14 protein-coding genes are annotated in these 12,876 nt (G+C 68.6%); 6 read left to right on the top strand and 8 right to left on the bottom strand.

Annotated features, from left to right (window positions below; all coding sequences use genetic code 11):
* Window positions 1–8: 8 nt before the first annotated feature.
* Window positions 9–1,142 carry a Nickel transporter NicT gene (nicT, locus tag K7711_RS25800; protein WP_222972025.1) on the top strand — a complete coding sequence of 378 codons (1,134 nt, stop codon included), beginning with the start codon at window positions 9–11 and terminating at the stop codon, window positions 1,140–1,142.
* Window positions 1,139–1,870, top strand: a complete 732-nt coding sequence (locus K7711_RS25795; protein WP_308014940.1) for a DUF6390 family protein — start codon at window positions 1,139–1,141, stop codon at window positions 1,868–1,870. Before nicT ends, K7711_RS25795 begins: the two co-directional genes overlap by 4 nt.
* A gap of 33 nt (window positions 1,871–1,903) precedes the next feature.
* Here K7711_RS25795 and K7711_RS25790 read toward each other — a convergent pair whose 3' ends face one another.
* Window positions 1,904–2,527, bottom strand: a complete 624-nt coding sequence (locus K7711_RS25790; RefSeq protein WP_235747764.1) for a TetR/AcrR family transcriptional regulator — start codon at window positions 2,525–2,527, stop codon at window positions 1,904–1,906.
* Between the two features lie 102 nt (window positions 2,528–2,629).
* Here K7711_RS25790 and K7711_RS25785 point away from each other — a divergent pair, with 102 nt between their 5' ends.
* From K7711_RS25785 to K7711_RS25775, 3 genes are all read left to right on the top strand, one after another.
* The gene (locus tag K7711_RS25785) at window positions 2,630–4,180 is read left to right on the top strand and encodes an MFS transporter (RefSeq protein ID WP_235747763.1); all 1,551 of its coding nucleotides are present in this window, start codon (window positions 2,630–2,632) and stop codon (window positions 4,178–4,180) included.
* Window positions 4,181–4,270: 90 nt separating this feature from the next.
* Window positions 4,271–5,452 (top strand): amidohydrolase family protein, encoded by a 1,182-nt coding sequence (locus K7711_RS25780; protein ID WP_222972024.1) that lies wholly within the window; start codon window positions 4,271–4,273, stop codon window positions 5,450–5,452.
* 148 nt (window positions 5,453–5,600) lie between these two features.
* The gene (locus K7711_RS25775; RefSeq protein WP_222972023.1) at window positions 5,601–7,031 is read left to right on the top strand and encodes a FadD3 family acyl-CoA ligase; all 1,431 of its coding nucleotides are present in this window, start codon (window positions 5,601–5,603) and stop codon (window positions 7,029–7,031) included.
* Window positions 7,032–7,103: 72 nt separating this feature from the next.
* On the opposite strand, the gene K7711_RS25770 is transcribed toward K7711_RS25775, so the two are convergent.
* The 3 genes from K7711_RS25770 to mftA all read right to left on the bottom strand — a co-directional run bounded on the left by K7711_RS25770 (window position 7,104) and on the right by mftA (window position 8,980).
* A complete protein-coding gene (locus tag K7711_RS25770) occupies window positions 7,104–7,970 on the bottom strand; it encodes an LLM class flavin-dependent oxidoreductase (RefSeq protein WP_222972022.1) in 867 nt (288 codons plus the stop codon).
* A complete protein-coding gene (locus K7711_RS25765) occupies window positions 7,967–8,803 on the bottom strand; it encodes a mycofactocin-coupled SDR family oxidoreductase (protein WP_222972021.1) in 837 nt (278 codons plus the stop codon). The genes K7711_RS25770 and K7711_RS25765 overlap by 4 nt, the downstream gene beginning before the upstream one ends.
* An 81-nt stretch (window positions 8,804–8,884) precedes the next feature.
* Window positions 8,885–8,980 (bottom strand): mycofactocin precursor MftA, encoded by a 96-nt coding sequence (gene mftA, locus K7711_RS25760; RefSeq protein ID WP_222972020.1) that lies wholly within the window; start codon window positions 8,978–8,980, stop codon window positions 8,885–8,887.
* A gap of 70 nt (window positions 8,981–9,050) precedes the next feature.
* Between mftA and K7711_RS25755 the strand changes: the two genes are divergently transcribed.
* Complete coding sequence (locus K7711_RS25755) at window positions 9,051–9,419, top strand: DUF4286 family protein (protein WP_222972019.1); 369 nt, start codon at window positions 9,051–9,053, stop codon at window positions 9,417–9,419.
* Between the two features lie 10 nt (window positions 9,420–9,429).
* Here the strand turns inward: K7711_RS25755 and K7711_RS25750 are convergent, their stop codons facing one another.
* The 4 genes from K7711_RS25750 to K7711_RS25735 all read right to left on the bottom strand — a co-directional run bounded on the left by K7711_RS25750 (window position 9,430) and on the right by K7711_RS25735 (window position 12,870).
* Window positions 9,430–10,077, bottom strand: coding sequence for a TetR/AcrR family transcriptional regulator (locus K7711_RS25750; RefSeq protein ID WP_235747762.1), 648 nt, complete (start codon window positions 10,075–10,077; stop codon window positions 9,430–9,432).
* Window positions 10,078–10,146: 69 nt separating this feature from the next.
* Window positions 10,147–10,539: a hypothetical protein gene (locus K7711_RS25745; protein ID WP_222972018.1), complete on the bottom strand. Its 393-nt coding sequence runs from the start codon at window positions 10,537–10,539 to the stop codon at window positions 10,147–10,149.
* A gap of 1 nt (window position 10,540) precedes the next feature.
* Window positions 10,541–11,701, bottom strand: a complete 1,161-nt coding sequence (locus K7711_RS25740; RefSeq protein WP_222972017.1) for a thiolase C-terminal domain-containing protein — start codon at window positions 11,699–11,701, stop codon at window positions 10,541–10,543.
* Window positions 11,698–12,870 carry an OB-fold domain-containing protein gene (locus K7711_RS25735; protein WP_222972016.1) on the bottom strand — a complete coding sequence of 391 codons (1,173 nt, stop codon included), beginning with the start codon at window positions 12,868–12,870 and terminating at the stop codon, window positions 11,698–11,700. The genes K7711_RS25740 and K7711_RS25735 overlap by 4 nt, the downstream gene beginning before the upstream one ends.
* Window positions 12,871–12,876: the final 6 nt, after the last annotated feature.

Here is a 12,876-nt window from a genome sequence, read left to right as displayed (position 1 = left end):
GCGAGGCGATGCGACAGGCAAAAGCAGGGACGCGCCCGGCGATCTCGGCCGCGCTCACCCGGATATGGTCGAAATCCACTCGGGCGCAACGACGTAGCGTGACGCTGATGACGTGCGTCGTGCTGGCGCTGCATCTGGCGGGCTGGGGCGTGCTGCTCACCCTCGTCGTGCCGGGTCACTACACGGCCGGTACCACGGTCTTCGGAATCGGCTTGGGCGTCACCGCTTATACGCTGGGCATCCGGCACGCCTTCGACGCCGACCACATCGCCGCGATCGACAACGTCACCCGGAAACTGGTGGCCGAGAACAGGAAGCCGCTGTCGGTCGGATTCTGGTTCTCCCTGGGACATTCCACGGTGGTATTCGTCATGGTGCTGGCGCTCGGCCTGGGCGTGCGGGCGCTGGCGCACGGTATCGAGGACCGGAATTCGGGCCTGCAACGGTGGACCGGGGTCGTCGGCACCGGGGTGTCGGGCACCTTCCTCATCCTGCTGGGCCTGCTGAATCTGGTGTCGCTCATCGGCATCGGCCGGGTGTTCGGCACCGCCCGGCGCGGCTGCTACGACGAGCGCGAACTCGAACGGCGACTGCAGTCGCGGGGCGCGGTCAACCGGGTGCTCGCGCCGCTGTTGCGCGCGGTCCGCGCGCCGGGGCAGATGTATCCGGTCGGGCTGCTGTTCGGTCTGGGATTCGACACCGTCACCGAGGTGAGCCTGCTGGTGCTGGCCGGAGGCGCGGCGACCACCGGCGTGCCCTGGTACGCGATCATCGTTCTGCCCCTGCTGTTCTCGGCGGGCATGACGCTGTTCGACTCGCTCGACGGCGCGTACATGAACTTCGCCTACGGCTGGGCCTTCGCCGAACCGGTCCGCAAGATCTACTACAACCTGGTGATGACCGGGCTGTCGGTCACCGTCGCGCTGCTCATCGGCGCACAGGAGATCATCTCCATCCTGGCCGAGCGACTCGACATCACCTCCGGGCCGCTGGCCTGGATCGGCAATCTCGATCTGGGTTCGATGGGCATCGTCCTGGTGGCCCTGTTCCTCGGGACGTGGCTGCTGGCCCTGGCCCTGTGGCGGTACACCGCGCTGGGCCGAAGGCGCGGCGACGAGCTGATCCCCAGGTCCCCGTCGTGACCGCGGTCAGCGGGCCGCGGCTGTTCGCGCGCTACGCCTACGCTCCCAATGCCCTGGGCTACTGCGGTCCCCCGGACGCGGCGGCGATGGCCGGCGGGACCGATGCCGAGATCCGCGAGCTGGCAACCCGATTCACCGGAGCCTGGCCGTATCTGCGGGTGCTGTCGCGGATGACCGGAATCACCGACCCGCTGGACGTCCGGCTGGTCGAATCCTATTGGCTCGGTGGGGGTATCGGTGCCGATGTGGATCCCGCGGCCTTCCTGTCGAATCTGCTCACGCTCATCGGCCCGATGGCGGGCGGATACTGGCAGCACCTCACCGCGGATCTGTCCGACGAGGCCGCCGCGGACCACAGCTTCCACGTCTTCGGCATCTACCCGTGGACCCGTCTGCTGGGACGTGGCCCGGACGAGCTACCGCTCCGGATCCTGGACAGCTGCCGGATCACCCCGGCGCGGGTCTGCGAGCGGAACGGCTCGACCCTCACGGTCCGCGCCCGCCGCCTGCGCTGGGACGGCGGGCAGCTGTTCCTGTCCGAGGAGATCCCGCGCGTGGTCGAGATGACCGCTCCGGCAGACGAATCCGTCGCCGATATCGCGATCGGCGACCATATCGCGCTGCACTGGGACCATCCGTGCGGCCGCCTCGACACCGGCCTGGTCGAACGGCTCGCCACTGCCACCGATCGCCAGCTGGCCGCGACCAATCGCCGTCTCGAGGAGTGAGCCGCCACCGCGCGATCGGGCCGAGGCCGCAGGCTATTCGCCGGAAGCCGCTGTGGCAGCGAGGAAGTCGTCGACTATTCGGGTGCAGTCGGCACGGGTGGCGTAGCCGATGCCGGTGAGACGGGGGAAGATGATCGGCCCGATGAGCTGCGCCAGGACCGCGGCCAGTTCGCGGCCCGCGAGCAGTGCACGAGCTTCCGGGGCCTCGAACAGTTCGTCGAAAGGCTTGCGGTACTGCTCGATCAGGCGGTGACGCAGCGAGCCGACGCGGGCGCCGGCGGCCTCGTCGCGTTCGGCGGTGGCGAGCCAGGCCAGGGTGGTCAGGTGCATGGGGGCGTCGTTGATCACGTCGGCCTGCCGGGTGACCAGTTCGATCAGGCGTTCGCGCAGCGTGCCCTCGACCGGGACCTGCACCACCGGCGGCAGCATGCGTTCGAGGGTGGCGGCGCGCAGCTGCACCACATTGTCGAAGTGCCGGTACAGGGTCGTGCGGGCGACATGCGACAGCCGCGTGACGCCGTCGATGGTCACCGCGTCGAGTCCACCGGACTCCAGTAGCGCGGTGGCGGCGTCGAGCAGGCGAGTCCGCGAGCGCACCTTGCGTGGATCGACATCGTCGTCGTGGTACGGACGACCATCGGTACTGCTCATGGCCATGGACTAAGCATGCTCCTCGGGGAAGGTCTGTCGCCGGTGACGGCACTATGATACTGGTAGTTGCGTAGCGATACTCATAGTTTCGTTTCTTGGGAGACAACCATGGACCACCCGGTGACGCAGATGTCCGCAAGAATGCGATGGGTCGTGCTGCTGTCCTGTCTGTCCGTGGCGCTGGTCGTCGCGGCGATGGCCGCGCTGTACACCGCGCTGCCGCACATCGCGACCGAAACCGGTGCGACCCAAGGACAACTCACCTGGATCATCGACGGGTACACCCTGGCCCTGGCCTGTCTGGTGCTGCCCGCCGGAGCCCTCGGCGACCGCTTCGGCCGACGACTGATGTTACTGGGCGGGCTGGCGGTGTTCACCGTCGCCTCGATCGTGCCGCTGGTCGCGCACGGACCGATCTGGCTGATCGCGGCACGCGCGGTCGCCGGGGCCGGGGCCGCGTTCGTGATGCCCTCCACACTGTCGATCCTCACCGCCGGACTGCCCCGCGAGCGACGCAACGTCGCGGTGGGCATCTGGGCGGGCACGGTGGGCGTCGGGGCGATCGTGGGCATTCTCGGCTCGGGACTGCTGCTGGCGAACTTCTCGTGGAAGTCCATCATGATCGCGATGGCCGCCATCGGCGGCGTGCTGACGATCGCCACCGGCACCGTCCCGGAATCGCGCGACTCCTCGCGGCCGTCCTTCGATCCCTGGGGCGCGCTGACCGGGGCGGGTGCGGTGGCGCTGGCGGTGATCGCCGCACTCGAAGCGCCGCAACGCGGTTGGACCTCGCCGATCGTCATCGGCGCGGCGATCGGCGCGGTGGTGGTGGGCGCGGGATTCGCGGTGATCGAACTGCGCGTCACACATCCGCTGCTGGATGTGCGACTGCTGGCGCGGCGCGGATTCGGCACCGGAACCGCTTCTGTCGCACTGCAGTTCATGGTGTCGTTCGGCCTGTTCATGCTGATCGTGCAGTACATGCAGCTGATCCTGGGGTACCAGCCGCTGATGTCGGCGGTGGCGATGGCCCCGATGATCGTGCCGATGGTCGGGTTGGCGCTGATCGCGCCGTGGCTCGCCGAACGCTACGGGCTGCGCCTGCCGACCGCCAGCGGCCTGGCGATCGTCGGCATCGGCCTGCTCGCGCTCGGACACCTGGGGGTGCACAGCACGTTCGTCGATCTGCTCTGGCCGCTGCTGATCATGAGCACCGGACTGGGTCTGTCGGCGGCCCCGGCGACGGCGGCCATCGTCAACGACGCACCGCCGGACAAGCACGGCGTCGCCGCCGCGGTGAACGATGCGGCGCGTGAGGTGGGCGCGGCGATCGGCATCGCGCTGGCGGGCAGCATCCTGGCGGCGGGGTACAGCAACCGCATCGCGGGTGTGATTCCGCTCATTCCGGAGCAGCTACGCGGGCCGGTGTCCGGCTCGCTCGCGGGCGCGCTCGAGGTCACCAACCGGATCGGGCCGCAGGCGCAACCGCTCGCCGATATGGCCGAGGCGGCCTTCGTACACGGATTGCACCAGGCCACAACGGTGCTGGGTGCGGCCACCCTGGTGGTCGCGGTGGCGCTGGGCGCCTGGGCTCCCGGACGCAAGGCCCGCGTGACCCCGGCCCCCGCCGAAGCGGAAGTCGCCGTCGGGGTCGACTGAACCCCAGCTCTCACACACAGGTCTCGACCAAGCGATTGCGATGCATCGCTTATGAGAATAAGATTCTCCCAACAAGCGAAGGAGGATCTCATGCCAGTGCGGACCTTGCCGTACCCGCTGTTCGACGCCGACAACCACCTCTACGAGACCGAAGAGTCGCTGACCAAGTACCTGCCCGACCGGTACAAGAACGCGATCCAGTACGTGAATGTCAACGGGCGCACCAAGATTGCCGTACGCGGCCAGATCAGCGACTACATCCCCAACCCCACCTTCGAGGTGGTCGCGCGGCCCGGCGCGATGGAGGACTACTTCAAGAACGGCAATCCCGAGGGCAAGAGCCGCCGGGAGATCTTCGGCAAGTCGATGAAGTCGATCCCGGCCTTCCGGGAGCCCGGAGCCCGGCTGAAGCTGATGGACGAGCTCGGGGTGCAGCGCTCGCTGATGTTCCCGACGCTGGCCAGCCTCGTCGAGGAGCGTATGCGGGACGATCCGAAGCTGATCGTCGCGGTCGTGCACGCCCTGAACGAATGGCTGCTGGACGTCTGGAAGTTCAACTACGAGGACCGCATCTTCACCACGCCGGTGATCACCCTGCCGTTCGTGGACAAGGCGATCGAGGAACTCGACTGGGTGGTCGCCAACGGCGCCAAGGCGATTCTGGTGCGTCCCGCGCCGGTGCCCGGCCTCGAGGGCCCGCGCTCGTTCGCACTGCCGGAGTTCGATCCGTTCTGGCAGCGCGTGGTCGATCACGACATTCTCGTGGCGATGCACTCCTCGGACAGCGGCTACTCCCGCTTCGACGCCGAATGGGAGGGCAACAGCAGCGAGATGCTGCCGTTCGTGACCAACGCCTTCCGGATGGTCAACGAGTGGCGGCCGGTACAGGACACCGTCGCCTCCTGGGTCTGCCACGGCGCGCTGTTCCGTTATCCGAAGCTGAAGATCGCCGTCATCGAGAACGGCTCGGCCTGGCTCAAGCCGCTGCTCGAGACCCTCGCCGACGTCTACAAGAAGGCCCCCGAGGGCTTCGGCATGCAGGATCCGGTCGCCGCGATCAAGAAGAGCATCCACGTCAGCCCCTTCTACGAGGAGGGCGTCACCGATCTGATCGATCTGGTCGGTGTGGACCGGGTGCTGTTCGGTTCGGACTACCCGCATCCCGAGGGCCTGGCCGAACCGACCCACTTCGCCGACATGCTCGGCCACCTCCCCGAGGCGGACCAGGCGAAGATCATGGGCGGCAACCTGGCTCGGCTGCTGGGCGTATGAGCGGTCTGGCGCGCGGTGCGAGCGGCAGGAGCGGAGGCGGCAGCCTGCGTAACCACGGAGCGACCCGGGAGCACCGCGATCCGACACAGCGGCGGCAGCGGAGCGTCACCACGCAGGGCCCCGCTCATGCGCCCGGAAGGCACAGCGTATGAGCAATGATTGCGACACCCTTGCGCAGCTGGTGCTGAGCGCGGGCGACCGCTTCGGTTCGGCCGAAGCGGTCGTCGACGGCCCGCTGCGCTGGAGTTTCGCCGAACTCGCCGATCGGGTGCGCCGCGCCGCGGGCGCATTCGCGGCGGCGGGGATCGCGAAGGGTGAGCGCGTCGCGATCTGGGCGCCCAATTCGGCGCAGTGGATCGTCGCGGCCTTCGGCGTGCTCACCGCGGGCGCGGTGCTGGTCCCGGTGAACACCCGGTTCACCGCCGCCGAGGCCGCCGACGTGATCCGCCGCAGCGGCGCCCGAATGGTGCTGGCGGAACAGGGATTTCTGGACAGGGAGTACACCGCGGAGGTGCCGGTGATCGATCTGGCCTCGGAATTCCTTTCCAGCGGAAAGCCTTTCGAGGCCGAGATGCTCGGCACCGACGTGGCGGATGTGATCTACACCTCCGGCACGACCGGAAAGCCCAAGGGCGTCATGATGAATCACCGTCAGACGCTGCGGCTGTACGCCGAATGGTGCGATCTGGCCGATCTGCGGGAGGGCGACCGGTATCTGCTGGTCAATCCGTTCTTCCACACCTTCGGCTACAAGGCCGGACTGGTCGCCTCGCTGACCCGCGGCGCGACGATGCTGCCGGTGCGGGTACTCGACATGCCCGCCGTGCTGGATCTCATCGAGCGCGAACGCGTGACGATGCTGCCCGGCCCGCCGACCCTCTACCACTCGCTGCTACAGGCACAGGGCAGCGGGCACGATCTGTCCTCGCTGCGTGCGGCGGTCACCGGCGCGGCCGACATTCCGGTCGAACTGGTTCGCCGGATGCGCGAGGAACTGCCGTTCGGATCCATCATGACCGGTTACGGGCTGACCGAGGCCGGTACCGTCACCGCCTCGCGACCGGGCGACACCTTCGAGCAGATCGCCACCACCGCGGGCACGGCCTGCGACGGCATCGAGATCGATCTCGGCGACGACGGAGAGGTCCTGGTTCGCGGATATTCGGTCATGCAGGGCTATCTCGACGATCCCGACGCCACGGCGGCGGCCATCGATCCCGACGGCTGGCTGCACACCGGGGATCTGGGCGAACTCGATCCGGATGGGCGGCTGCGCATCGTCGGCCGCAAGAAGGACATGTTCATCGTCGGCGGTTTCAACGCCTACCCGGCCGAGATCGAGGGTTTCCTGCTGGAGCATCCGGCCGTGGCGCAGGTGGCGGTGATCGGGGTGCCCGATGAGCGGCTCGGGCAGGTGGGCAAGGCGTTCGTGGTGTTGAAAGACGCTGCGACAGAACAGGAGTTGCTGCGCTGGAGCCGGGACCGGATGGCCGGGTTCAAGGTGCCGCGGTCGCTGGAGTTCCGGACCGCGCTGCCGATGAACGCCACGGGCAAGGTGGTCAAGGACCAGCTGAAGTGAGCTGATGACACGAATGACGTTGGTGGTCAGGGGATTTCGTGGTGCACCAGCGTAATCGCCGCCCGCCGGGGTCTAGGAAACCGCGGACCCGAAGCGGGGATCGCCGATGACCGTCTCGCCGAACTCGGCAAGTGTCCGCGGCGCCGCGAAATCGGCGAACCACACGTAGAACCGCTCGACTCCGCGCGCGGTCAGCTCCGCGAAGTGCTCGGCGAGCCGCGCGGCATCGCCGACGACCAAACCCGCACCGAGATAACCGAATCGGCGCTCACTCTGCGCACGCACCTGATCGGCATCGCCCTCACGCCCGACGAATCCGACCATCTGCTGCACCGAGACCCGCGCCGAACCAACCTCGGATTTCAGCGATTCCAGCCGATCCAGGTGCGAGACGGGCAGATTCCACCACGTCGCATGACGACGCACCAGCTCGAGCACCGGGTCGCTCGAACCGCCGATGAGAATCGGAATCGGCGTGCTCGGACGTGGCGGCTGGACAGGTCCGTCCGAACCGGGTTCACCCCAATACTGTTGCAGCAGTTCGAGTGTGCGCCCGAGCCGCGCCCGCCGGGCTACGGCCTTGTCCCGGGTGATGTCGAATCCGGTGAGCTCCCCCGGCACCGAGCCCGCGCCCAGCCCGAGCTCGAAACGTCCCCCGGACGCCTCCTGCAACGTGACCGCCTGTTTGGCCAGCACCGCCGGATGCCGGAACGCATCGCACAGCACCAGATGACCGATCTTCAGCCGTTCGGTCCGCGCGGCAACCCAGGTGGCCACCGTCATGGCCTCCCACAGCGGCTGCTGCTCGGCGCCGGGTGCGAGCAGATGATCGATGAACGCCGTCCCGTCGAATCCGGCGGCCTCCGCGGCTCGGGCGCGCTCGACGATATCGGCCACACCCATGCGGATCTGCGGGAGAAACAGGAACCACTCGGTCACAGCGCCAGGCCGCCGTCCACCGGCACGACCGCACCGGTCATCGCGCTACTGTCCGGACCGGCGAGAAAGGCCAGCACCGAGGCGATCTCGGCCGGATCCAGCAGCCGGCCGACCGGCTGCTGCCCGCCGAAACGCATCGCGTCGGGCAGGTGGTAGATCCGCGCGGTCTCGGCCAGGACCTCGGTGTCGGTGGATCCCGGACTCACCGCATTGGCGCTGACCCCGGTACCACCCAGTTCCGCGCCCAGCGCCCGGATCAGCCCTGTCACACCGGCTTTCGCGGCACAGTACGCCGCCAGCTGCGGCAGCCCCTTGGTGGCCGCGGCCGAGGCGACGGCCAGGAAACGTCCGGTGCGCGGCGCCGGACGCGCGAGCAGCGCCGGAATCGCCGCGCGGGCCAGGTTCATCACCCCGCCCAGGCAGATGTCCATGACGGCGCGCTCGCGCTCGACCGGCATCTCCCACAACGGCTCTCCGCCCGCGATGACCCCGGCCACCGCGATCGCCGCATCCAATCCGCCCCAGGTCTCGACCGCCTCGGCGACCGCGGCGCGCAATGCCTCCGGATCGCGCACATCGGCGACGAACGGCCGCACCGCGCCGACCCGGCTGACCCGACTGCTGGCCTCGGTCGCCACCGCCACCAGCTCACTCTTGCTGCCCATCGGATACGGCAGCACCGGATCGTCGCTCGCGACGTCCACCGCCAGCACCGACCAGCCCCGATCGGCCAGCTCCAGCACGGTGGCCGCGCCGATCCCCCGCGCCGCGCCGGTCACCAGCGCCACCCGGCGATGCTCCCCGGAGTTCACCTTCCCGTACGGACGTGCCATGACGCTGTCCTCTCCCACACGATCACTTGCAGTACAACGCCTTTCGCTGCCCCGTCCGCTGACGACGGATGTCGGCGCGCGTCAGTACACACCGCACATGCCATCGATCGAGACGCCTTCGACCAGTGATTCATCTGCCGCCGAGGTGTCGTGGGCCGCATTCGTGTGGTTCTCCATGAGATCTCCCGCATCGTTGGTCGCAGCACTGGCGCAACAGTGGTGGAAATGTGATTCTCTAAATACGATAATGATGTTTCGTCACCGAGACAAGACCGTCGGCGCGCACCTGGACCGCACGGTCACCCGAACGGAGGACCTGATGAAGATGCTGGTGAACTCCCGCGCCATCGCGGGCAAGGACGAGGAGTACAACACCTGGTACGCCACCGTGCACGTGCCGGAGATGCTCGCCATCGACGGCGTGAGCTCCTGTACGCGCCACCGGCTGCGGACCCGCGAGGGACAGCCGGCCGAATTCCTCGCCATCTACGAGATCGACGGCGATATCGACACCGTGCGCAAGGAGATCGGCGCGCGGCTGAAGGACGGACGCATGTCGGCGAGCACCCTGGGCGATCCCGAGCACACCACGATGAAGGTCTGGGAACCGATCTGACTTCGGCGGTTCAGCGCGGGCGCAACCCGTCCAGCAGCAGACGCACGGTGAACCCCACCCGCTCCTCGAGCTGCGCCGCACTGGGCGGGCGCCCCGCCACGATACTGCGGACCTGCCCGCCGACCACCATGCTCATGAACGCGCGTGCGGCCTGATCGGTATCGATCGGCGCGATCGTGCCGTCGGTGATCGCCCGATCGAGCACACCGGCCACGAAGTCGATCACCGGTCCGGCGCTGCGCTCGTAGTTGGCCACGAAGATCTCCGGGAACCGGTACCCCTCGGTGTTGATGATCCGTTGCAGCCGAAGACCATTGGGCGTCATTACCTGATCGATCCGCAGCCGGGCGACCGATTCGAGCGTGCGCGTGAGATCTCCGGAGTCGAATCCCTCGAGCACCTCGCGCGGCACGATCTGGCCGTCGACGGCACGATGCACCGCCGCCAGGAACAGCGCGGACTTGTCCGGGTAGCGCGCGTAGATGGTGCGTTTGGTCATATTCACCCGGGACGCGATCATCTCCACGGTCGTCACGTCGAATCCGTTCTCCAGGAACAGATCCAGCGCCGTGTCGAGCAACTCCTCCTGCCGTGCCGCCGCCTGCTCGCGAGTCGGCCGACCGGCCCCGCGTCGCACAGGTGCGCCCGCCTCGCTCATCCGGCCTCCTCGTGGCTCACCGCTCTCGTGTCGTTCTGCCTTCACAGCATAGTGAAACGAGTCGGCCGCTCAGCCGCGCTCGGGCCGCACCACCCGGATCGACGCCGGTCGCAGCAGTGAGGAACGGCGCGGCAGCACCGCCACCACCCCGGCCAGCTTCGCCCGGCGCAATGCCTGCCCGGCCGCACCCAGGGCGACGTACTGCCAGGTCCAGCCGCAGCCGTGTGGGGCGAGAGTGGTTGCGGTGCAGTGGAAATCGATGTGCTCGCGATACCCTTCGTCCACCACGAGACCGCACAGCGCGATCGAACCGGCCAGCAGCGGGTCCGGCATACCGTCGCAGACCACGTGCACGGTGCCGGTCCGGCCGACGTATCGTGCGGCCCATTCGAGGATGATCCGGCGCACCGACGGCCTGCCGGAGATCAGGGCGACCACCTCGGGCCCCGGTGCTGCGGTCATCTCACACTCCGGGCCCCTCCAGCAGGGTCACCGCCGACACCGCGGTCGGCCCGCCGAGGTTGTGCGCCAACCCGATTCGCGCACCCTCGACCTGATTGGCGGCCTCGCCGCGCAACTGCTCGAACAATTCGACGCACTGCGCCACCCCGGTCGCACCCGGCGGATGCCCCTTGGTCTTGAGCCCGCCGCTGGGATTCACCGGCAATGTGCCACCGACGCTGGTCGCGCCGGTCTCCAGCAGTTTGTACCCCTCGAAACGTTCGGCGAAGCCGAGGTCCTCGTAACTGATCAGCTCGATGCCGGTGAAGAAGTCGTGCACCTCGGCGACATCCACATCGCGCGGGGACAGCCCCGCCATGGTGAATGCCGCGCGGGCCGCGCGCACCGTCGCGGGAAACGTCGTCATATCCTGCTTGTGCTGGTGCATCACCGAATCCAGGCCCAGTCCGACGCCGCGAATCCACACCGGCCGGGAGGTGTAGCGGTCCACGACGTCCTCGGCGGCCAGCAGCAGCGCCGCCGCGCCGTCGCTCTGCGGCGCGCAGTCGTACACCCCGAACGGGCCCGCCACCATCGGCGCGTCCAGCGCCTGCTCCATGGTGATCTCGAACTGCAGGCGCGCCTTGGGATTACGCATGCCGTGCCGGTGGTTCTTCACCGCCACCATGGCCAGATGCTCCCGGGTGGCGGGCGATTCGTGCAGGTAGCGCGAGACGTGCAGGGCGAATCCGGCGGGCGCGATCAGGCCCAGCGGATAGTCCCACGCCATATCGCGGGCCATCGCCTCCCACTCCCACAGCATGTCCTTCTGCGCGGTCTCGCGCAGTTTGTCCGCGCCGACCACCAGCGCCACGTCGCAGGCGCCCGAGGCGATGCCGAACAGCGCGTTGCGCACGGCGTCATTGCCTGTGGCACAGGAGTTCTCGACCCGGGTCACCGGCAGGTCCGGCATGCCCAGCGCATCGGCGAGGATGCCGGCCGGGAAGCCGTCGGTATTGCCCATCGCGCCGAACCAGGCGGCCTGCACATCGGTCTTGCACATCCCCCGGTCCACTCCGCCGAGGCATTCGGCGAACGCCATCGGCACCAGATCCTTGATACCCAACGCGAAATGCTCGGCGAACGGGGTCATCCCCGCGCCGACGATGGCCACCCGTCTCATGGCAGGACCTCCGGATCGAATGCGTAACCGTAATCGGGCACCCCGGATCGCACCGCCACGCGCCGCAGCACCATCCGCCCGCGATCGCCGATCGCCACCGTGCCCGGATCGGTGCCGGTGACCTTCGCCAACGCCCGCACGCCGACGTCGTCGAGTTCCACGATGACCAGCGTGTAGGGCGTGGGCAGGCCCGGAACCGGAACCGCGACAGTGCATTCGGTGTAGACGGTGCCGGTGCGCGGCAGCGGCACCAGGGTGTACTCGGTACTCAGCGCGCCGTCCTCGCCGATTCGATAACGCGGCGGAAAGTCCAGTTCGTCACTGCCGGAATGTTTTCCGGCCTCCCAGCGCACCTTCGCCTCGAAGGCCCGCTCGTAGGCGGCCAGCGAGATGGGAATCTCCGAACCGGGCACCAGATCACTCGGCGGCAGGTCCCGGGCCGCCGGTTCGCGCCGGTGCACCGCGGCATCGCCGCCGACGACCGTGAGCCCGGACAGCCCGGCCTGTTCCACGCCGACCAGCAAACCCGTTGTGCCCCAATCGACCATGGCCGCCAGCGCGAACAGGCTCGCACTGGCCCCCAGGGTCGGCAGCGGGGGCGGAACCGAGCGGCACAGGTCCGCGGCCTGTTTGTCGCCGACCCCGGCCACCGCCGCGGGGGTATCCAGCCAGGCCGCCGCCAGCGAGGCCACCAGTCCGCGCTCGTGCAGCAGCCGGGGATCGCCGTAGTCGTGCACCGTGCCGATCGCATTGCGGGTGCGCACCGGCAGACTCCGCGCCACCCGGGCGGCGATGCGGATCTGCAGGCCGTGATCGGAGACCAGGACCGCCGCCGCACCGGCGGGATCCAGATCCACGCCGATGATCAGCGTGCGCGAGCGCGCGGAGCTCAGGGCGTCGAGGGTGGCGGGCGCGCCGCCGAGCCGCTCGATCACCTCCAGCTCAGGATCCAGGCCCAGCCCGGCCAGCAGGACCGCGGCGTTACTGCTGCCTACCAGCGGCAGATCCCGGCTGACCACCACGACCCGTTCCACCGGACCGGCGTCGTACAGGGCCGCGCGCCCGGCCTCCACGGCGAGGGTGACCGCGTCCTCGTCCGATCCGGGTACCCGGTGGCGCGGTGCGCCCCAGCACGGCAGATACGTCCCCAGCGATGCGATGAACGGCATTGGTAC

The sequence above is a fragment of the Nocardia coffeae genome, from assembly GCF_019890715.1.
GTDB lineage: Bacteria > Actinomycetota > Actinomycetes > Mycobacteriales > Mycobacteriaceae > Nocardia > Nocardia jiangxiensis.
Note: the sequence above shows the minus strand (reverse complement) of the source record. Positions and strands in the feature narration are given on the sequence as shown.